Annotated in this window: 23 protein-coding genes; 2 read left to right on the top strand and 21 right to left on the bottom strand. The window is 38.0% G+C overall.

Going from position 1 to position 18065, the window contains the following annotated elements:
* Nucleotides 1-3 precede the first annotated feature (3 nt).
* From resA to QFZ31_RS29955, 10 genes are all read right to left on the bottom strand, one after another.
* Nucleotides 4-528 carry a thiol-disulfide oxidoreductase ResA gene (gene resA / locus QFZ31_RS30000; protein WP_307310320.1) on the bottom strand — a complete coding sequence of 175 codons (525 nt, stop codon included), beginning with the start codon at nt 526-528 and terminating at the stop codon, nt 4-6.
* A 104-nt stretch (nt 529-632) separates the two neighbouring features.
* Nucleotides 633-1370: a 23S rRNA pseudouridine(2605) synthase RluB gene (gene rluB / locus QFZ31_RS29995; RefSeq protein WP_179596494.1), complete on the bottom strand. Its 738-nt coding sequence runs from the start codon at nt 1368-1370 to the stop codon at nt 633-635.
* 208 nt (nt 1371-1578) lie between these two features.
* Entirely contained in the window at nt 1579-2115 is a 537-nt protein-coding gene (locus tag QFZ31_RS29990; protein WP_307310317.1) for a spore maturation protein, read from the bottom strand.
* A gap of 5 nt (nt 2116-2120) precedes the next feature.
* Nucleotides 2121-2708 (bottom strand): nucleoside recognition domain-containing protein, encoded by a 588-nt coding sequence (locus QFZ31_RS29985; protein WP_307310314.1) that lies wholly within the window; start codon nt 2706-2708, stop codon nt 2121-2123.
* Nucleotides 2701-3846, bottom strand: a complete 1146-nt coding sequence (locus tag QFZ31_RS29980; RefSeq protein ID WP_307310312.1) for a D-alanyl-D-alanine carboxypeptidase family protein — start codon at nt 3844-3846, stop codon at nt 2701-2703. Before QFZ31_RS29980 ends, QFZ31_RS29985 begins: the two co-directional genes overlap by 8 nt.
* A gap of 146 nt (nt 3847-3992) precedes the next feature.
* Nucleotides 3993-4883 carry a superoxide dismutase gene (locus QFZ31_RS29975; RefSeq protein WP_307310309.1) on the bottom strand — a complete coding sequence of 297 codons (891 nt, stop codon included), beginning with the start codon at nt 4881-4883 and terminating at the stop codon, nt 3993-3995.
* A gap of 100 nt (nt 4884-4983) precedes the next feature.
* The gene (locus tag QFZ31_RS29970) at nt 4984-5472 is read right to left on the bottom strand and encodes a YpuI family protein (RefSeq protein ID WP_306073522.1); all 489 of its coding nucleotides are present in this window, start codon (nt 5470-5472) and stop codon (nt 4984-4986) included.
* Nucleotides 5473-5505: 33 nt separating this feature from the next.
* The gene (locus tag QFZ31_RS29965; RefSeq protein WP_307310303.1) at nt 5506-5925 is read right to left on the bottom strand and encodes a hypothetical protein; all 420 of its coding nucleotides are present in this window, start codon (nt 5923-5925) and stop codon (nt 5506-5508) included.
* Nucleotides 5926-6026: 101 nt separating this feature from the next.
* The gene (gene scpB, locus QFZ31_RS29960) at nt 6027-6614 is read right to left on the bottom strand and encodes an SMC-Scp complex subunit ScpB (RefSeq protein WP_307310301.1); all 588 of its coding nucleotides are present in this window, start codon (nt 6612-6614) and stop codon (nt 6027-6029) included.
* Nucleotides 6601-7374 carry a segregation/condensation protein A gene (locus QFZ31_RS29955; protein ID WP_307310298.1) on the bottom strand — a complete coding sequence of 258 codons (774 nt, stop codon included), beginning with the start codon at nt 7372-7374 and terminating at the stop codon, nt 6601-6603. The genes scpB and QFZ31_RS29955 overlap by 14 nt, the downstream gene beginning before the upstream one ends.
* Nucleotides 7375-7572: 198 nt before the next feature.
* Here QFZ31_RS29955 and QFZ31_RS29950 point away from each other — a divergent pair, with 198 nt between their 5' ends.
* Both QFZ31_RS29950 and QFZ31_RS29945 read left to right on the top strand, forming a co-directional pair.
* Nucleotides 7573-7662 (top strand): YjcZ family sporulation protein, encoded by a 90-nt coding sequence (locus QFZ31_RS29950; protein ID WP_179596512.1) that lies wholly within the window; start codon nt 7573-7575, stop codon nt 7660-7662.
* 124 nt (nt 7663-7786) lie between these two features.
* A complete protein-coding gene (locus QFZ31_RS29945; protein WP_307310294.1) occupies nt 7787-8308 on the top strand; it encodes a DUF309 domain-containing protein in 522 nt (173 codons plus the stop codon).
* 27 nt (nt 8309-8335) lie between these two features.
* Here the strand turns inward: QFZ31_RS29945 and QFZ31_RS29940 are convergent, their stop codons facing one another.
* From QFZ31_RS29940 to QFZ31_RS29890, 11 genes are all read right to left on the bottom strand, one after another.
* Nucleotides 8336-8686, bottom strand: coding sequence for a GNAT family N-acetyltransferase (locus tag QFZ31_RS29940; protein WP_307310292.1), 351 nt, complete (start codon nt 8684-8686; stop codon nt 8336-8338).
* 421 nt (nt 8687-9107) lie between these two features.
* Complete coding sequence (gene lysA / locus QFZ31_RS29935; RefSeq protein WP_307310288.1) at nt 9108-10412, bottom strand: diaminopimelate decarboxylase; 1305 nt, start codon at nt 10410-10412, stop codon at nt 9108-9110.
* A gap of 164 nt (nt 10413-10576) precedes the next feature.
* Nucleotides 10577-12061, bottom strand: a complete 1485-nt coding sequence (locus QFZ31_RS29930) for a spore germination protein (RefSeq protein ID WP_306073515.1) — start codon at nt 12059-12061, stop codon at nt 10577-10579.
* Nucleotides 12024-12623, bottom strand: a complete 600-nt coding sequence (locus QFZ31_RS29925) for a stage V sporulation protein AE (RefSeq protein ID WP_307310286.1) — start codon at nt 12621-12623, stop codon at nt 12024-12026. Before QFZ31_RS29925 ends, QFZ31_RS29930 begins: the two co-directional genes overlap by 38 nt.
* A 30-nt stretch (nt 12624-12653) precedes the next feature.
* Nucleotides 12654-13076: a stage V sporulation protein AB gene (locus QFZ31_RS29920; RefSeq protein WP_179596522.1), complete on the bottom strand. Its 423-nt coding sequence runs from the start codon at nt 13074-13076 to the stop codon at nt 12654-12656.
* Nucleotides 13066-13686 (bottom strand): stage V sporulation protein AA, encoded by a 621-nt coding sequence (locus QFZ31_RS29915; RefSeq protein ID WP_307310284.1) that lies wholly within the window; start codon nt 13684-13686, stop codon nt 13066-13068. The genes QFZ31_RS29920 and QFZ31_RS29915 overlap by 11 nt, the downstream gene beginning before the upstream one ends.
* An 87-nt stretch (nt 13687-13773) precedes the next feature.
* Nucleotides 13774-14532, bottom strand: a complete 759-nt coding sequence (gene sigF, locus QFZ31_RS29910) for an RNA polymerase sporulation sigma factor SigF (RefSeq protein ID WP_034677308.1) — start codon at nt 14530-14532, stop codon at nt 13774-13776.
* Between the two features lie 12 nt (nt 14533-14544).
* Nucleotides 14545-14985, bottom strand: a complete 441-nt coding sequence (spoIIAB, locus tag QFZ31_RS29905; protein WP_034677305.1) for an anti-sigma F factor — start codon at nt 14983-14985, stop codon at nt 14545-14547.
* A 1-nt stretch (nt 14986) separates the two neighbouring features.
* Nucleotides 14987-15337 (bottom strand): anti-sigma F factor antagonist, encoded by a 351-nt coding sequence (spoIIAA, locus tag QFZ31_RS29900; RefSeq protein ID WP_179596526.1) that lies wholly within the window; start codon nt 15335-15337, stop codon nt 14987-14989.
* Nucleotides 15338-15460: 123 nt separating this feature from the next.
* On the bottom strand, nt 15461-16630 hold the full coding sequence (locus tag QFZ31_RS29895; RefSeq protein ID WP_307310281.1) for a D-alanyl-D-alanine carboxypeptidase family protein: 1170 nt from the start codon (nt 16628-16630) through the stop codon (nt 15461-15463).
* A gap of 125 nt (nt 16631-16755) precedes the next feature.
* Nucleotides 16756-18060 (bottom strand): pyrimidine-nucleoside phosphorylase, encoded by a 1305-nt coding sequence (locus QFZ31_RS29890; protein WP_307310278.1) that lies wholly within the window; start codon nt 18058-18060, stop codon nt 16756-16758.
* Between the last annotated feature and the right edge of the window lie 5 nt (nt 18061-18065).

The following is an 18065-nucleotide window of genomic DNA, read 5'->3' as shown; positions in this document are numbered from 1 at the left end:
CCCTTAAGGTTTAATTTTCTCCATAAACTCCCTTACTGTTGACTCCGTTAATGTTCCTGTATGATATTTAACCACTTTCCCATCTTTGTCAATTAAAAATGTTGCAGGAAGAGGGTTAATTCCATATGCAGCCTGAACCTGAGAGTCTGTATCGATTACAATAGGAAAGTCTAGCCCTTTTCGTTCTGCAAATCGATTTACGGCTAATTCAGACTCACTGACATTTACTGCCAGTACTTGGACACCTTTGTCTTTATAATGATTATATTGATTATTAATATAAGGCATTTCCGCTTCACACGGCTTACACCAAGTTCCCCAAAAATTCAAAAATACTCCCTGTCCTTTATAATCGGAAAGTTTATGCTTTTCACCTTCCATATCAACCAATACAAAATCAGGAGCTTTTTTACCAACTTCTACTTTCATTCTATTATCCTTTGTTAAGTTGGCATACAGCGTAAAGGCAACGGCCGCAGCCAGAATAACGAGGATTGTTGTCCTCATGACTAATCGCCGTTTTTTCATCTTTCTCCCCCCTGAAAGTTACAATTTTCTAAACACAATTGTCTAAATTATATCACTTTCCACTATATCTATAGTAAATACATTCAAATGCAATTGTGACAGCTTTATGAATTTTTTTTAGTAGACTCCAATGATAGTCCTCTTAATAGCTTCACTTCATGGTGTGTCAATTCTCTAGCATCCCCTGCAGATAATCCATGCAATGTTAAAAAACCATATTTTTCTCGTTTCAGTTTCAAAACTTCATGACCAATCGCTTCAAACATTCTCCGAACCTGACGATTTCGCCCTTCATGAATGATGATTTCGATAATTGCGGTTTGTTTTTGTTTATCAACCGAAAGCATTTTAACTTTAGCAGGAGCAGTTTTCCCGTCCTCGAGACGAATTCCTCTTTCCAATTTTCTTAAGTTCTCCTTTGAAGGAATTCCTTTCGTTTTAGCTACATACGTTTTTTCTATCTCATTCCGAGGGTGCATAAGCAAATTTGCAAACTCCCCATCATTTGTTAGTAGCAATAATCCGGAAGTATCATAATCTAGCCGTCCCACCGGGAAAATTCTTTCTTGTTGATAGGGAAAGAAATCAGTTACTACCTTTCTTCCTTTATCATCACTTACACTCGAAATGACACCACGTGGTTTATAGAGTAGAAAATAAACAGGCTCCTCTTTCTCAATTTGAATTCCATTCACTTCAACCCGGTCAGATGATGTAACTTTCACGCCAAGCTCAGTAACTATTTTGCCATTGACTTTTACCTTGCCTTCTTTAATTAACTCTTCTGATTTTCTTCTTGAAGCTACTCCAGCTCGTGCTATTACCTTTTGCAATCTTTCCATTATGATCCACCTCAGCTGTTTACCTTTTATTTTGAATACTATGTGCTGCACCACAGTTTATTAGGAAAACAATTAGTTATTCTTTCCTAATGAATTATGACACAAAATCGCCTTTTTTCAAAGCACGGTTATCTTATTGTAGAAAAATAAAAAGCAGACCCCTTTAGTAAATCTCTCCCAAGGAATCTGCCTTTTCTTAACAGTTTTTTTATTTTGCTCCGAATACTAATAGTACTACCACAATAGCTGCTATAATACCCACTACATCCGCAAGTAATCCAACCTTTAAGGCGTCCCCCATTTTTTTGATCCCAACTGCACCAAAATAAACAGTCAACACGTAAAAGGTAGTATCTGTACTGCCCTGCAAAACAGATGCCAGCCTCCCAATAAAAGAATCGGGACCATAGACAGCCATTAAATCGCTTGTCATGCCAAGTGCCGCTGTTCCAGAAATGGGTCTAATTAAGATGAGCGGGACAATTTCAGCCGGGACACCGATGGCTTCCATCACTGGTCTTATCCAGTTCATTAGTGCTTCTAAGGCACCTGAAGCACGGAAGACAGTAATCGCCACTAACATTCCTACAAGAAATGGAATGATGGAAAAGGCAATTTTGATCCCTTCTTTTCCGCCTTCAACAAAACTCTCATAGGTCGGAACTTGTTTATAGGTTCCGTAAAGGAGGATAATTCCTATTAAAACAGGGATAAAACCTAGGGATATCTGAGAGAGAAATTCCATTCCATTCATCCTTTACGCCTTCGTCGATTATAAAAATAACGATCTATCATAACTGCTCCGAGCATTGAAATGATGGTTGCAATTAACGTTGGTACAACTATTTCTGTTGGGGATGCAGAATTATAGTTCATTCGAATTGCTATGACTGTAGTAGGTATGATGGTAATGCTAGCTGTATTTATTGCCAGGAACGTAACCATTGAACGACTGGCTGAATTCTTGCCGCCATTCAATAGTTTTAATTCCTCCATTGCTTTAATTCCAAGCGGCGTGGCGGCATTACCCAAGCCAAACATATTCGCAATCATATTAGATAATATATACCCCATTGCGGGATGATTCGTTGGCACATCGGGAAATAACTTTCGTACAAGCGGGCGAAATAACTTTGATAATACTTCAAGTAACCCTGATTCCTGGGCAATTCTCATCATACCCAGCCAAAAAACAAGAATGCTGATCAATCCAATACACAGAGTCACAGCCTCCTTTGCCCCATCAAATATCGCTTTGTTAACTTCCGTCATTGTTCCATTAATCATCGCAAAAATAAAACCAACTATTGTCATAAAAACCCAAATATAATTAACCATATAATCTCACGCCAATAACAGAAAGAAATATATTTTTTATTGAATCAAATAGTCCCTTTTTCTTCTCAGGACCTCCTTGATAATAAATAGGTGTTTCTTTAACCACTTTTCCGTCCAGAAAAACCTGTGCTTTACCAACGGCTTCCCCGTTATGGTTTGAGTCCTCCCAATCTTCACCGGGCTTATTTAGTTTATATTTTATAGAGAACAAGTCCATTTCCTCGTTAGTGGCAGGGTAAACAATAGTTTTTTTTATATATAGATGTTTTTGATAAACCTTATTTGTTTTAATATCTATCTTCCCTTTTGACAACACTTCCGCCATATCATAGGTTTTAAAACCATTTTCATACATCGCAATGTGATCATTCCAGTCATCCGAAGCATTCAACGTAACCGCAATTAAACTCATTTCCCCTTTGGTTGCTGTTGACACAAGGGTTCTTTTTGCACGTTTGGTATACCCAGTTTTACCGCCAGTTGTATATTTGTATTTTGTAAGTAACCGATTTTTATTTTTCCATTGACGGTCCCAATTTTCAGTAGGGTTTGGCGCTTTATAAGTCTTGGTTCCAGCAATTTTTTGATATGTTTCATTTTGCATAGCATACCGAGTTAATAGAGCCATATCATAGGCAGTTGAATAATGATCTTCATGGTCGTCTAAACCATGTGGATTGGAAAAATGGGTATTCAACATACCAATCTCTCTAGCTTTTTGGTTCATTAAATAGACGAACCCATCCAAACTTCCCCCAACATGTTCAGCAATTGCCACGGCCGTGTCATTGCCAGACCTAAGCATTAAACCATATACTAAATGCTCCAGCTTAATCTTTTCCCCAGGCTTTAAATAGACAGACGACCCTTCCGCACGGGTAGCTTGTTCGCTTACTTTCACTATTTCATCCATTTTTCCCGATTCGATCGCAAGAATTGCCGTCATGATCTTTGTAATACTAGCAATCCTTCGTTTTGTGTGGGCATCTTTCTCAAATAGGACACGCCCTGATTCTTGCTCCATTAGAACTGCACCACGTGCACTTACGGAAACGGAAGCATCCACCTTTTGAGGAATGTTTGCAATGAATAGTGAGACCATGAGGGCAAAAATGACTAGCTTCCAAATCATTCTCATAAGTTTACCTCGTCCCCTTCGTTAACATTTCTAGCAGCAATATTTTATTGCCTAGCTTTCTAAAATTTTATGCAGGACAAGGCTTGATATGACTATTTGTCCTAAAAATTGAAAAGGCAATCGACTTTTGCCGACTGCCTAACCATTTAAAATGCTGGCCACTTAATCTCAAATGCTTTATCAAACCTCATTTCAACATCATTCCAGTTTACGAGATTCCACCAATTGTCAACGTAGCCAGATCTATTGTTCTTATACTGTAGATAATATGCGTGTTCCCAAACATCTAAAACTAATAGAGGTATGGTGTCCCATTGCGTTAACAGCATATGTCTTTCTGATTGTAATATTTCAAGGTGCCTGGCACGAGGAGACCATACGAGGATCGCCCACCCTACACCTTCGACCTGCTTTGCTGCTTCAGAGAACTGTTTTTTAAATTTTTCAAAACTGCCAAAATAATTTTCTATTTCTCTTTTTAGAAGTCCTTGAGGGCTTCCTCCTCCTTTCGGGATCATGTTTTTCCAAAAGATTGTATGCAAGTAATGCCCTGAACCATGAAAGGCCAATTCTCTTGACCAATGTTTGATAAGGGAAAAATCATTGGTATCTCTAGCCTTCTTTAAATTTACCTCCGCTTTGTTTAAACCATCTACATAGGAGCGGTGGTGCTTATCATGATGAAGTCTCATGATTTCCTCCGAGATATAGGGTTCTAAAGCATTATAGGCATATGGTAGCTCTGGGAGTGTATGACCGCCCGGCGGGACAGTCTTTTTTTCAACCCAAATAGTTCCAACCCCTTGTTTACGAGAAAAATAACTCTCCAGTTGCTCATGGATTTCTTCTGCTTTTGATTGTAGACTTAGCATGTCATGATCAGATAATGATCCACTCGTATTCTCAATCAAATCGGTGAAATGTTCGAGCTGCTCCCATAACTCTAAATTATCTTTGACATCATCTGTTTCTAGAAACTCCTTCATTTGCTCATTCCATTCAAATAACTCGTGGACATATTGACTAAATCGATTCATACGATCCCACCCTTTTATTTTGAATCTCCCCTAAAAGGTATGAAAAATATGATGGATTATGAACAAAAAAACTGCCCTAGTAAGGACAGTTTTTAATCATTTATTTTGATTGAATCATTTTTGTACGGTAATCTGTTTCATAGTATTCCAGTTCTTCTCTAACCCTTTGGAATTCTCCTTCAAGGCCTTTCACTAACTTTTGTACACTTTCAGGTACAGTTTTATAAAACTTTATTGAATTTCGTCCTGTATAGGCAGAACGGCTATCCTCAAACCAAGCGTCATTCTTAGGCGAGAAAAATTCCTCAATACACTGATGAAAAATACGATAAAGAGTTTTCTCAGCAGTGGGCTTTTGAAAAGGTTCACTTTGCAAGATTACTGAACAAGCATCTAGGCTTTCTTCACAATAAACAAGCAATTTTCTCAAATTGGATAGAATTAATTTATAATAACTTGAATCTCCTGTTAATTCTTGTTCCATCTGTGAAACCGTCGTTTCATTTAAATAATTTTCTAATGTTCCGATTGTTGAGGTTAAAAACCCTCCCACATCTTTTAGCTGCGTCTTAACTAATGAATTTCCCATCCAAACACTCCTTTGTATTCTTTTATACCCTTCCTACCTCGGTTGTTTAATGTAGTCCAGTGGAGAACGGAGTTCAAATTTATGGTTTTGCTTAACAGCAAGTACTATTTCAGGTAATTTTTCAAAATCAATATCTTGAAAATATGAAGCAAATTCCTGTTTAGAATTAATGTATAACCGTTTGCGATTACGCAAACCCGGATTTTTGATTAAACATACTAATGCCACAATATCCTTGAAGGTTACTTCAATATTGTCTTTTGTTAGAATTGGGTTTTGCTGAAAAGGAGTGAACTCTTGAAACAACTCATCAAAGTATCTAACATACAATACGTGCAATGTTTTTTCTTCAGAACCATCAATAAAAGTTACTTCACTTCTATTAAAGAAATCCTCTGAAGTGTTTGATTTTTCCTTTTCCAATTCATATCCGGTGCATTCTTTAATCAACAATTAAATCAATCCCCTTTAGCCAGTAACAAATAAGTAGAAGTTTCGGAAATCTTTGAAATCATACTTCTATTTTATCACAACTTAATGAAATTGTTTTACTTTTAAGAATTTAAACTCTCCTGAAACTTTTCGAAGAAGAGGTCGGCTTCTTCTTGTACAAATTCTTCTTCGACTCTATCTGGAAGCTTGGGCAACTCTTGAATGTTTTTCAAACCGAAGTAGTCAAGAAATTCTTTTGTGGTTCCATAGAGGTATGCTCTTCCTGTACCTTCAGCCCTTCCCACTTCCTTAATAAGTGCTTTTGTCATCAGGGTATGAATGGGTCTTTCCGTTTTTACTCCCCGGATTTCCTCTATTTCTGCACGTGTGATCGGCTGTTTATAAGCAATTATAGCCAATGTTTCTAAAGCAGCCTGAGACAAAGCAGAAGTATTTGGCGAGTCGACAAGTCTCTTAAGATAGGCAGCATTCTCTTTTTTGGTTGCAAGCTGATAGGTACCAGCGAGTTGAACAATCATAATTCCGCGATTGGTATCTTTTTCATATACTTGTCTTAACTCTTCTATTATCTCGCCAGCCTTCAATTCCTCTACGTCCAGGACCTCAGCCACATGCTTTAAAGTGAGTCCTTCATCACCGGCAGCGAATAAAAGACTTTCTAAAATACTTTGCCAATTAACTATTTCCAAGCCCTTCTGCTCCTTCCTTAACTGCATGAACAAATATATCCCCAAAGTTTTCATGTTGTTCAACGTCTATTTCTTTTCTTTTGATAAGCTCCAATACCGCCAAAAATGTCACAACGATATGTTCCTTTGCAGCAACAGGAAATAAATCGTTAAAGTTTTTCCTGCCTTTTATGAGCTTTAATTCATTCATAATTTCTGTCATTCTTGCTTCAATTGATATTTCTTGTCTGGCAATCTTTGTTGCCATTGGACGTTGCAGCTTTTTCCTGCGCAATAGCTTTTGAAAAGCAGCCAGCATGTCGTAAAGTGTTACATTTAATTCAGTTTTTTCCGGCTGTTTGTCTTTTGCAAAATCTGAAAGGTCACTCGGTGGTTTTGTATACATGAGTCCTCGTTCTTCCTCTAGCGACTTTAAATCATGAGCAGCCTCTTTGTATTTCCGGTATTCAATCAGCCTTTCGACTAACTCGTCTCTTGGGTCTTCTTCGTAACTCATTTCGGAATCTAATTCATCCAATTCCTCTTCATGCTTTGGTAGTAACATTTTACTTTTGATCGCTAGTAAGGTTGCAGCCATCACAAGAAATTCACTGGCTATATCCAATTTAAGTTCAGACATTGTTTTTATATAGATTAAATATTGTTCAGTAATTTGAGCAACAGGAATATCATATATATCAATTTCAAGCCGATTTATTAAATGGAGCAATAAATCCAATGGACCTTCAAACGCATCAATTTTCACATTATAGTGTATCATCTTTCACCCAGAATCCTTGATGTAATTTTCATATTCATGACTCTTATTAGTATAGAGGAATCAAATACGTTATCCAATAGAAATTTATTGGCTTTAGTATTTATTGAAAAAATGATGTTTGCCCATAACACTGGACAACGACGGTACATATGATGAGAGGGAAAAGAATAACAAAACAACTATAGGAGGGTTTTACACATGGCTGATGGTTACGGTTTCGGAGGCGGTTTTGCTTTAATCGTGGTTCTATTCATTCTGTTGATTATTGTTGGTGCTTCTTGGTTCTAAGTTAGAGGTTGCATTGGAAGCGAGCCCGCCTTTTTAAGGCGGGCTTTTTCTCAATGGCAAAACCCTGAAGAATCGTTCATTATATGCTACACTGTACATATCTTATCAATGAGAGGGTGATTTTTTGTACCCAGCGCAGTATATTGAATTTTTAGCCCATTTTAATGGAGACAGGGATTATTTTGAATGCCACGAGATACTTGAAGAGTACTGGAAAGAATCTAGCGACAGAAGTAAAAATTCTATTTGGGTAGGCTTCATCCTTTTAGCGGTTTCGAGGTATCATCATCGGAGGAAGAACTTTAATGGTGCTAAACGAACATTAGAAAAAGCAATAAAAATCTTCTCCTTACATGAGAGTGAGCTTTTCCAAATGGGGTTAGATATGGATATTTTTTTTCCTATGCTTTCAAAACTTTTGACGCATGCGGATAAAGAAGAAAGATACGCAAGCGTTACTTTGCCGATCTCCGACCTCGCACTTTTAGAAGCTTGCATTAAGGAATGTCAAAATAAAGGCTTTAACTGGGGGAAGGAAAGTAATTTAGAAGATGTTTCTATTATCAATAGACATAAGTTACGAGACCGTACAAACGTAATTGAAGAACGAATGGAAGCACTGAAAAATAAAAAAGGCAGCCAATAAAAATTTCGCTGCCTTTCTATTATAGGGTTAGCAAAGATCACATTTCTCAACAAACGGTGCGGTATTATCATTCGCTGTTATAGCCCTATCTGGATACATATCCTTCAAAGCTTTAACCATTCGTTTCCCTACCCCTTGATAGCGGTGTGAGGGATTAACAGAAATATGTTGAATCATTATTGAAGAATCATTATCGTTCATTTGGGCCCCAATAAGTCCGATAATATCTTCTTCCTTCCAAAGAAAAAGCTGTAAGTTTTCTTCCGTTTCATACTCCTTAATGGTAAATTGGAGTTTCTTCAAGTCCTTTTCAGTAGGCATAAAGGACAATAAGCCCATGGCTATTTTTTCAAATGTTTTCTTATAACGAATTAACATAATAGCTCCCTCATTATATTAAATAAACCCAGTTTAGCGGATAGTATATTTGTTCACACAATTTTTAAATAACGGTTTTCGTTTTCTCTATAATATGTAGTCCGAATTGGTAAAGTGTTTCATTATTGTCAATCATACATAATAATTGTTTATCTATCAATCCCAATTATAATTATTATCTTGGTACAATAAAAACCCAATAAATAATCCCCCATATAAGTGCCAGTCCTACAAGGATACTAAAAACCATCCAATTACTTTTCTTCATTTAAATCCTCCAAATGCAATTTGAAGATAGCGTACATGTTGTCATTCTACACTATATCTAAAAAATAATCCATTTTACAAATAAAAAAGCGGAAGCCCCTAGGCGCTAGAGCTAGAATAAAAATAAGAAAACTGCCGCATGGCGGCAGCTTATTTATTTTAAGGGAAGGTCTAACCGAAGAAGATCTTCATACGTTTCTCTTTTAACAACAAGAGCCGCCTTGCCATTTTCTACAAATACCACTGCTGGGCGTGGTATACGATTGTAATTGTTCGCCATCGAATAACCATAGGCTCCGGTACAGAATACTGCCAGAAGGTCATCGTCTTCAGTCTCTGGAAGTGGTAAGTCCCAAATCAGCATATCACCTGATTCACAGCATTTCCCTGCTATAGAAACTTTTTCTGTTGCCTCTGCTAAAGGTTTATTTGCTAAAACAGCTTCATACTTAGCCTGATAGAGAGCGGGTCTAATATTGTCACTCATTCCACCGTCAACAGCTAAATATTTTCTAACACCTGGAACTTCTTTTGAAGAACCAATGTGGTAAAGGGTTGTTCCTGCATCACCTACAAGTGAGCGTCCAGGCTCTATCCAAATCTCAGGCATTTCCATGGAGTATTGCTGAATTAATCTCTTAACTTCTTTAATAATTTCACTAACATATTGTGAAGGCAACAGTGGTTCATCTTCACTTGTATAGCGTATTCCAAAACCGCCGCCTAAATTTAGTACCTTAGCTTCAAAATTAAGAGTATTTTTCCATTGGTTCATTTTGCCAACAATTTTTTCAGCGGCAAGCAAGAAACCTGTTGTTTCAAAAATTTGCGAACCAATGTGACAATGCAGACCTAAAACATCGAAATGCTTAATTCGCAGCGCGGTCATTAACGCCTCTTCTGCTTGTCCATTTTGCAAATCAAATCCAAACTTAGAATCTTCCTGCCCTGTTAAGATGTAATCATGGGTATGTGCTTCAATTCCAGGAGTAACCCTAAGCAGAATGCTTATTGTTTCATTTCTTTCAAGGCAAATGGTTTTTAATAGTTCTAATTCGTAAAAATTATCCACCACGATACAGCCAATTTTGTGTTCTAGCGCCATTTCTAGTTCTTCTCTACTTTTATTGTTTCCATGAAAGTGAATTCTCTCTGATGGGAACCCAGCAGCAATGGCCGTATATAACTCTCCACCAGATACAACATCAAGAGATAAACCTTCTTCTTCCGCCAGTTGAAGCATGGCAATCGTTGAAAATGCCTTACTTGCATATGCAACCTGAGCTTTGACATTTTGTTCTTCAAACGTCTTTTTAAAACCTCTAGCTCTTTCCCTCATTAATGAAACGTCATAAACATAGAGAGGAGTTCCAAATTGCTCGGCCAACTCTACTGCATCTACTCCGCCTATTTCCAAATTACCCTTGCCGTTTACGCCTGTTGTTCCGTAAAAATACATTTCCTTCCCTCTCTCCGTAAAGACTCTTTATTAGTGTATGGTGCGTGCTTTAAAAAAGTAATAATAAATAGACAGAATCCAGAAAGGATACTGCCTATTTTAGCTTCCTATCCTTTTATACAATTAAAAATACTTTAGCATACCCTTTCGCATTCCGCAATAAGTTATTGTTCCCCTGGCGGCTGACGGTATCGATTCCTAGGATGTACGATACTAGGACGAAATATGGCTCCTGGTACAGCACGGCGAAAAATAATTTGCAAGAATCCCTTAGGTTCGAAAGGGAGAAAGGGCCAAAAATAGGGAGTATTAAGTGCTCGTGTTGTTACTAGATGAATAAACAGCAGTGTAGAACCAATCACAAAGCCCGGAGTATGGAAGATTGCTACGAGTATTACCAGGATCATTCTGGCAATTTTATTGGCTACACTTAATTCATAGCTTGGTGTCGTGAATGAACCAATACCAGCAACTGCAACATAAAGAATCACTTCTGGAACAAATAATCCAACATCAATGGCTATCTGACCGATTAACACTGCAGCAATTAACCCCATTGCTGTTGAAAGAGGAGTAGGCGTATGTATTGCTGCGATTTTTAAAAATTCCAGCCCGAAATCTGCTAATAGTATCTGTAATACGATTGGAATATTGGTATGCTCGTTTGGTCCAATAAATGAAAGCCTTTCTGGAAGCAAAGATGGTTCTAACACGAATAACATCCATAATGGAAGTAGAAAGATTGATGTTAAAATACCTAAAAATCGAGACCAACGGACAAATGTCCCCATAACAGGAGCTTCACGGAACTCCTCAGCATGTTGGACATGATGAAAATAAGTGGTTGGTGCAATAATGACACTCGGAGAGGTATCAACATATATAACGACATGACCCTCTAATAGATGTGCGGCGGCCACATCAGCACGTTCTGTATACCTAACTAATGGATATGGATTTAATCCTTGTTTTAAAAGAAACTCTTCAATGGTTTTATCTGCCATTGGGATTCCATCCACTTTAATGGCTTTAAGTTCTTTTCGAATAATATTTACTAAGTTTGGATCGGCAATGTCATTTATGTAGCCAATCGCTATATCAGTTTTTGAACGTTCACCTACCTTAAGAATTTCAAAACGCAGCCGTTCATCTCGTATTCGTCTTCTTGTTAATGCAGTATTCAGCACTATATTTTCAACAAAACCATCACGAGAACCTCTAACTACTTTTTCCGTGTCAGGTTCCATAGGTGTTCTACCCGGATAGCTTCTAACATCAACGGCAAGTGCAGTATTTGCACCCTCGACTACAACAACTATTAATCCAGATAATACCTGTGTAACCATTTCATCCAGTGTTTTTATTGGCTGTACAGATTGATTTACCAGCCTGTTTTCAACTATTTTAAAAAGGTCAGATGATAATTTTTCATGATCATTAATTTGAACTAGTTCTTCAACTGTTTCTATAATAAAACCAGTATCACATAAACCAGTTATCCAATAGAAGTGTACATCCTTTTTAAGAATTTTTAACTTCCGGACTCCAAAGTCAAAACTCACACCTAAACCGACCCGCTGTTTCATGTAATGTTCTATTTCTAGAAGTGACTCAGGAATCGGCCATGTTTGTTCGTTCTCTCTCGTCACGAAATCCACTCCTTTCGAGTATTAACTCTACCGCTTTTTTCGTAATAGGTGCTCCGCGTTCATAGTGATCACGCCGGGCCATTTTCCCCACATCTCCGATTCCTACGATAATTGGAACATCAAGTTCGTCAAGGCAGTAAACCGTATCTCCATTTAATCTTCCAATCTCTAGCTCTGGTATACCGTGTTTATCGACGCCATAAGGAGTTAGTTCACCATCTCGATCGATACTCACATCGATTCTTGTCCACTCTGCCTGATGGGTTTTTGCAGCAACAGCAATAATTCCCAAAACTTCAATATCCTTATGGGTGGCGACATATTTTAATGCCCGTTCGCCTGCACCTTCTCCAACAAGTCCACTATCATCAAACATTACTAATACTGGGTCATTAGCAGCCTTTTTAATTAGCTTTACGAGCTCCTCCCCTGTTAGTACAGAAGGATTCCCATGGGACTGCGTAATACAACGCCCTCCCACTTCTTGAGCAACACGCTCTACAGCCCTCTTGGCATACTCATCGCCATCTGTAATTAATATAACCCGCCTACGAATACTCATTCTTTTAGATGTCCTTTCCTTAGGCTGACGTTAATGATGCACAAAATAGACCCATTGAAAAATTGACCCGGCAATTTTCCCTAGAACAATCGCCATTATAAGGATGATAATTTTCCCATCTATCCCCATCCTTTTGGCAAGGACAGGGAATACATTTAATGCTTCTGTGAGCCCTGCGGCTAACATCCCAACAAAGACCCCTCCAGCCAATCCAAGAGGCACCATAAAATAAGGAGAGATTCCTAAGATTGGGTCTCTTAAACTCCCTGCTATCCCTGTTAGTGCCCCCATAACAACGGCCCATTCGTAATACCGAATCATTTTCATTGTCTTTGTCAGCTGTGTAAGTCTCGGGATAATGCCAAGTACTGTTAGAAAAGCTACAAAACCTGAACCAACTGCTAATCCACCTGCAAGGCCAATAAACATAACCGCAATTACTTTAATCGTCATTTGTTCGTTTCATACTTTCTTTATTTTCATGAATGATGACATAATTATCTAAGTCCATTTGATAATTAAACATCTCGACTTCCAGGGGACTTGGTTCTTCGTTGATCCTTTTTTGAAATACATGATTAAAGAATAAAATCATCCCTAAACCTAACCCAATTGAATAGGGAATTTGAAATATCCACGGCTTGGTATCCTCCACACCCGTAATGATTTTGTATAGCTTTTCCTGAACACTTCGCATACTGACATCGTCATGAAAGTTCATAATTGCCATCGCAGAACCAAAAAATAACAAAAACCAAATTAAGATAAAGAAAGGTAACGACATTTGTTTTTTCTTTAGTATGACTTCTACAATAGTTTGCGCTGGTCCGATGGTTTGGACATCTGCATTTTCGATAAGATTTGAAATCAATCTAATAACCTTCATAACATCAATGATGACGATATTTCTGTCATGAACGGATATTTGATGGACTTTTAGTTTTTTTATTTTAGGGATTATGGTTTCTGGAGCAATGATCTGAGCTATGTCGTCTAAATAGATACTTTCTTCGGGTTTAGCCAGAACACGATTCCGCATGCGGATGTAGATTGTTTTTTCCAAAACATTCACTCCCCACACATTGATTTCCTTGTATATCTAGTATGAGCAAAAAATTAATCTTTACTAAAAAAAAGACCGAATGGATCATTAGAGATCCATTCGGTCTTTCATTTGCTGCAATATCTTTTTTTCAAGTCTTGAAACCTGCACCTGGGAAATACCCAGTCTGACTGCGACTTCTGATTGGGTTTGGTCTTTATAATACCGTAAATAAACGATTAGCCGCTCACGTTCATCCAATTCCCGTATTGCTTCTTTTAAGGCAATTTTATCGAACCATTTACCTTCATTTCCGTCATCTATCTGATCCAATAAGGTAATAGGATCTCCGTCATTTTCATATACCGTTTCATGAATAGATGATGGCGTGCGACTTGCCTCCTGGGCAAGAATAACATCCTCCGGCGACAGCTGGAGATGCTCTGAAATTTCGTTAACAGTTGGAATTCTTCCGTATGTCTTCGATAATTCATCCTTCGCCTTTCGAATTCGGTTTCCCATTTCCTTTAATGAACGGCTAACCTTAACCGTTCCATCATCACGAATAAACCTTTGGATTTCACCAATAATCATTGGAACCGCATAGGTAGAAAATTTCACATCGTAGGAAAGATCAAACTTATCCACTGATTTCAGCAATCCGATACATCCAATTTGGAAAAGATCATCAGGATCATATCCCCTATTTAGAAACCGCTGGACAACGGACCAAACAAGACGCATATTTTTTTCAGCAATTAGGTCTCTTGCTGCTTGGTCTCCGTCTTGGCTTTTTTTAATCAATTCCTTTACTTCATGGTCCTTTAAATACGTTTGCGCTTTATCTTTTTTGACCTCCACATCCATTGGCAAGTCTCCTTAATTGCATAGCATTTTGCTTGTGTGTAAATGCTTTTTTAATCTTACTTCGGTTCCTTTACCTGGCTGTGTGAGAACCTCAACCTCATCCATGAAATTTTCCATGATAGTGAATCCCATACCAGACCTTTCTAAATCTGGCTTCGTTGTAAATAATGGCTGTCGAGCTTCCTCCACATCTACAATTCCTAATCCGACATCTTTAATGGAAATATCCACTAAATTATCCTCAATTGTTACCTGGATATAAACAATTCCATCTGGATCATTTTCATAACCATGAATAATGGAGTTGGTTACTGCTTCAGATACAACGGTTTTAATTTCAGTCAGTTCATCCATCGTAGGGTCAAGCTGTGCAATAAAAGCAGCAACCGTGACACGAGCAAATGATTCATTTTGACTTAATGCACTGAATTGAAGATTCATCTGATTCTTCATCTCAGGCCACCCCCAATCTTTGCAATGCAAACTCTTCAGTCGGTTCTAGCTTGATAATCTTAAACATCCCCGACATATCGAATAATCGTTGTATTGCAGGGGAAATTGCACAAACGACCATTTCTCCATGCACCTGCTTTATTTGCTTGTACCGCCCTAAAATGACTCCTAATCCAGAGCTATCCATAAAAGAAAGCTGTTCCAGATTTAAAACTATATGACGGATATTATTCTTTTCTATTGCATTAGCTGCCTGTTCTCGTAATTCGTCGGCTGTATGATGATCTAGTTCACCACTTAAACGTAGCAATAAAACGTCATGTTTTATTTCCATTTCAATGTTAAGACTCACTATTCCTAGCCTCCTTCATCTGGTATAGTGAGTCAATTCGTTACCGTTAGAGCAATCTCCTTCTCTCAAGACAAAACTAGTTGATATTTGCTAAAAAAAGTTGCAATTCGACAAAACAATTTGTTACTTTCCTGCTTTTGTAAACATCCCGAATGAACGTTTATAGAGCGTCCACCAGGTGGCTTCTTTTACGTCGTTTTTGGCAACCAATTCACTTTCAAGGACCACTTTCCCTTCCTTTACAAACTGGATAGTTCCAACCTTATCTCCTTTTTTAATAGGGGCGTTAAGGTTTTTATCTAGTTTCACTTTACGTGTAACATCCTCAGTCTTTTCGCCTTTTTTAGTAAGTAAAGAAAGTGGTTCGCTTGTTACTGCCTGAACTTTTTTGTCTTTCCCCTTATTAACATGAGCATCACCAATCACTTGGTTTCTCTTAAACATCGGGTGTGTTTGATACTGGGCAAACGCATAATTTAGCATTTTTGTAACTTGAGCATTTCTCTCCTTGGAAGTCGGCGCCCCAAAGACAACAGCAATGACACGCATACCATCCTTTTGTGCCGTTGCAGTTAAGCAATACTTTGCTTCACCAGTAAAACCTGTTTTTAGACCGTCTACACCTGGGTAAAAACGAACGAGTTTATTGGTATTAACAAGCCAAAACTTTTTATCTGTATTTTCACGAAGATATGCTTCATACATTCCCGTAAACTTTGTGATGTCCTCATATTTTAATAGTTCTTTGGCCATAACCGCCATATCGTGTGCGGAACTATAATGACCACTTCCTGGAAGGCCAGTAGTATTTTTAAAAACGGTATTCTTTAAACCAAGTTCTTTTACTTTGTTATTCATCATGTCAACAAAGGCTTCTTCTGATCCGGCAATTTTCTCTGCCATCGCCACAGAAGCATCATTTCCCGAACCAATTGCAATGCCTTGAAGCATTTGTTTTACGGTCATTTCTTCACCTGGTTCAAGGAAAATTTGCGAGCCGCCCATCGACGCAGCATACTCACTTGTTCGGACACTTTCATCCCATTTGAGTTTTCCTTGGTCAATTGCTTCCATAATAAGCAGCATAGTCATGATTTTCGTCATACTCGCAGGTGGAAGCTCCTCATTACTATTTTTTTCATAAAGAATCTGACCAGTATCACGCTCAATTAAAATCGCAGATCTTACATTTTCTGTGATATCAGTACTCGCTTTTTCTTCTGCAGATACGGATGGTATCCATAAACTTGTTAGTAACAAGACTATTACCAGTAAAGAGATATATCGTTTCATTCGCATAACCCTCCATTCTTTATATAGATTCCATTTTTTCCAATTCCAACAACTTTATACAGTATTTTCCTGTTAATAAAATAAAAAAAGTCCAGGATTTTTTCCTGAACTTTTAATAATACGTTTTATTCTGTTATTTCTTCATGAATGAGGATTGGTGCCTCAACTTTTTCTGAAGAAACGATGATATTATCATAAAGCATTTCTTTTACTTCACTTACATCTTCAAAATTACTATAAATTGTTACTAACGATTCACCTTTTTTCACTTGATCGCCAATTTTCTTTCTTAAAACAAGTCCTACAGCTAAATCAATTACAGACTCTTTTGTCGCTCTTCCAGCTCCTAATTTCATTGCAGCTGTTCCCACTTCATCCGCAACAATTTCTGAGACATATCCATCTTGTTTTGCTTCTAACTCGAATGTAAATTGTGCTTGGGGAAGTTTAGCTGGGTCATCTACAATCGACGCGTCTCCACCTTGTGAGCTTAGGAAGACCTTAAACTTTTCAAGTGCAGAGCCATCTTTAATAACATTCTCAAGCATTGTGCGTGCTTCGGCCAATGAACTTGCCTTTTCAGCTAAGTAAACCATGTGACTGCCAAGAGTTAAACAAAGTTCGGTCAAGTCCTCTGGACCTTCACCCTTTAAGGTATCAATTGCTTCCTTCACTTCAAGTGCATTTCCGATCGCAAACCCGAGCGGCTGACTCATGTCAGAAATAACAGCCATCGTTCTTCTACCAACATTATTTCCGATACTCACCATTGCCTTAGCAAGTTCTCTTGAGTCATCAATTGTCTTCATGAATGCACCTGCACCCGTTTTTACATCTAGAACGATGGCATCAGCACCTGCTGCAATCTTTTTGCTCATGATTGAACCTGCAATTAGTGGGATACTATTAACGGTTGCTGTTACATCTCTTAACGCATATAACTTTTTATCAGCAGGAGTTAGGTTGCCACTTTGTCCAATGACAGCAATCTTGTTTTTATTCACCAGTTCAATAAATTCCTCGTTCTCAATTTCAACATGGAATCCTTTTACTGCCTCTAATTTGTCAATGGTTCCGCCAGTATGTCCTAGACCTCGTCCTGACATTTTCGCAACTGGAACCCCCAATGCGGCAACGAGCGGTCCAAGAACTAATGTTGTTGTATCTCCAACCCCTCCGGTTGAATGCTTATCCACTTTTATTCCTTCGATTTGTGATAAATCAATTTGATCGCCTGATTCAACCATAGCCATGGTTAAATCTGCTCTTTCTTTTTCTGTCATCCCTTGGAAAAAGATTGCCATCGTTAAGGCACTAACCTGATAATCTGGTATGGAACCATCTGTGTATCCATTTATAATAAAATTTATTTCTTCAGCAGTTAGTTCTTCCCCGTCTCTTTTCTTCTCAATTAAGTCAACCATTCTCATACTAA

It is taken from the genome of Neobacillus niacini (assembly GCF_030817595.1).
Taxonomy (GTDB): domain Bacteria; phylum Bacillota; class Bacilli; order Bacillales; family Cytobacillaceae; genus Neobacillus; species Neobacillus niacini_G.
This window is presented reverse-complemented; position numbering and strand designations above follow the sequence as displayed.

Bases quoted from the DNA above. Each gene is read 5' to 3' on its own strand.
- QFZ31_RS29950 (WP_179596512.1), top strand. From the start codon at position 7,573: ATGGCTGATGGTTACGGTTTCGGAGGCGGTTTTGCTTTAATCGTGGTT.
- QFZ31_RS29895 (WP_307310281.1), bottom strand. From the start codon at position 16,630: ATGAAACGATATATCTCTTTACTGGTAATAGTCTTGTTACTAACAAGT.
- QFZ31_RS29890 (WP_307310278.1), bottom strand. From the start codon at position 18,060: ATGAGAATGGTTGACTTAATTGAGAAGAAAAGAGACGGGGAAGAACTA.
- rluB (WP_179596494.1), bottom strand. From the start codon at position 1,370: ATGGAAAGATTGCAAAAGGTAATAGCACGAGCTGGAGTAGCTTCAAGA.
- QFZ31_RS29980 (WP_307310312.1), bottom strand. From the start codon at position 3,846: ATGAGAATGATTTGGAAGCTAGTCATTTTTGCCCTCATGGTCTCACTA.
- sigF (WP_034677308.1), bottom strand. From the start codon at position 14,532: ATGGATGTGGAGGTCAAAAAAGATAAAGCGCAAACGTATTTAAAGGAC.
- QFZ31_RS29970 (WP_306073522.1), bottom strand. From the start codon at position 5,472: ATGGGAAATTCATTAGTTAAGACGCAGCTAAAAGATGTGGGAGGGTTT.
- QFZ31_RS29990 (WP_307310317.1), bottom strand. From the start codon at position 2,115: ATGGAATTTCTCTCTCAGATATCCCTAGGTTTTATCCCTGTTTTAATA.
- QFZ31_RS29920 (WP_179596522.1), bottom strand. From the start codon at position 13,076: ATGACGATTAAAGTAATTGCGGTTATGTTTATTGGCCTTGCAGGTGGA.
- lysA (WP_307310288.1), bottom strand. From the start codon at position 10,412: ATGTATTTTTACGGAACAACAGGCGTAAACGGCAAGGGTAATTTGGAA.
- QFZ31_RS29985 (WP_307310314.1), bottom strand. From the start codon at position 2,708: ATGGTTAATTATATTTGGGTTTTTATGACAATAGTTGGTTTTATTTTT.
- spoIIAB (WP_034677305.1), bottom strand. From the start codon at position 14,985: ATGAAGAATCAGATGAATCTTCAATTCAGTGCATTAAGTCAAAATGAA.
- QFZ31_RS29925 (WP_307310286.1), bottom strand. From the start codon at position 12,623: ATGAGTATTCGTAGGCGGGTTATATTAATTACAGATGGCGATGAGTAT.
- QFZ31_RS29940 (WP_307310292.1), bottom strand. From the start codon at position 8,686: ATGTTAATTCGTTATAAGAAAACATTTGAAAAAATAGCCATGGGCTTA.
- QFZ31_RS29955 (WP_307310298.1), bottom strand. From the start codon at position 7,374: ATGATACACTATAATGTGAAAATTGATGCGTTTGAAGGTCCATTGGAT.
- QFZ31_RS29975 (WP_307310309.1), bottom strand. From the start codon at position 4,883: ATGAATCGATTTAGTCAATATGTCCACGAGTTATTTGAATGGAATGAG.
- resA (WP_307310320.1), bottom strand. From the start codon at position 528: ATGAAAAAACGGCGATTAGTCATGAGGACAACAATCCTCGTTATTCTG.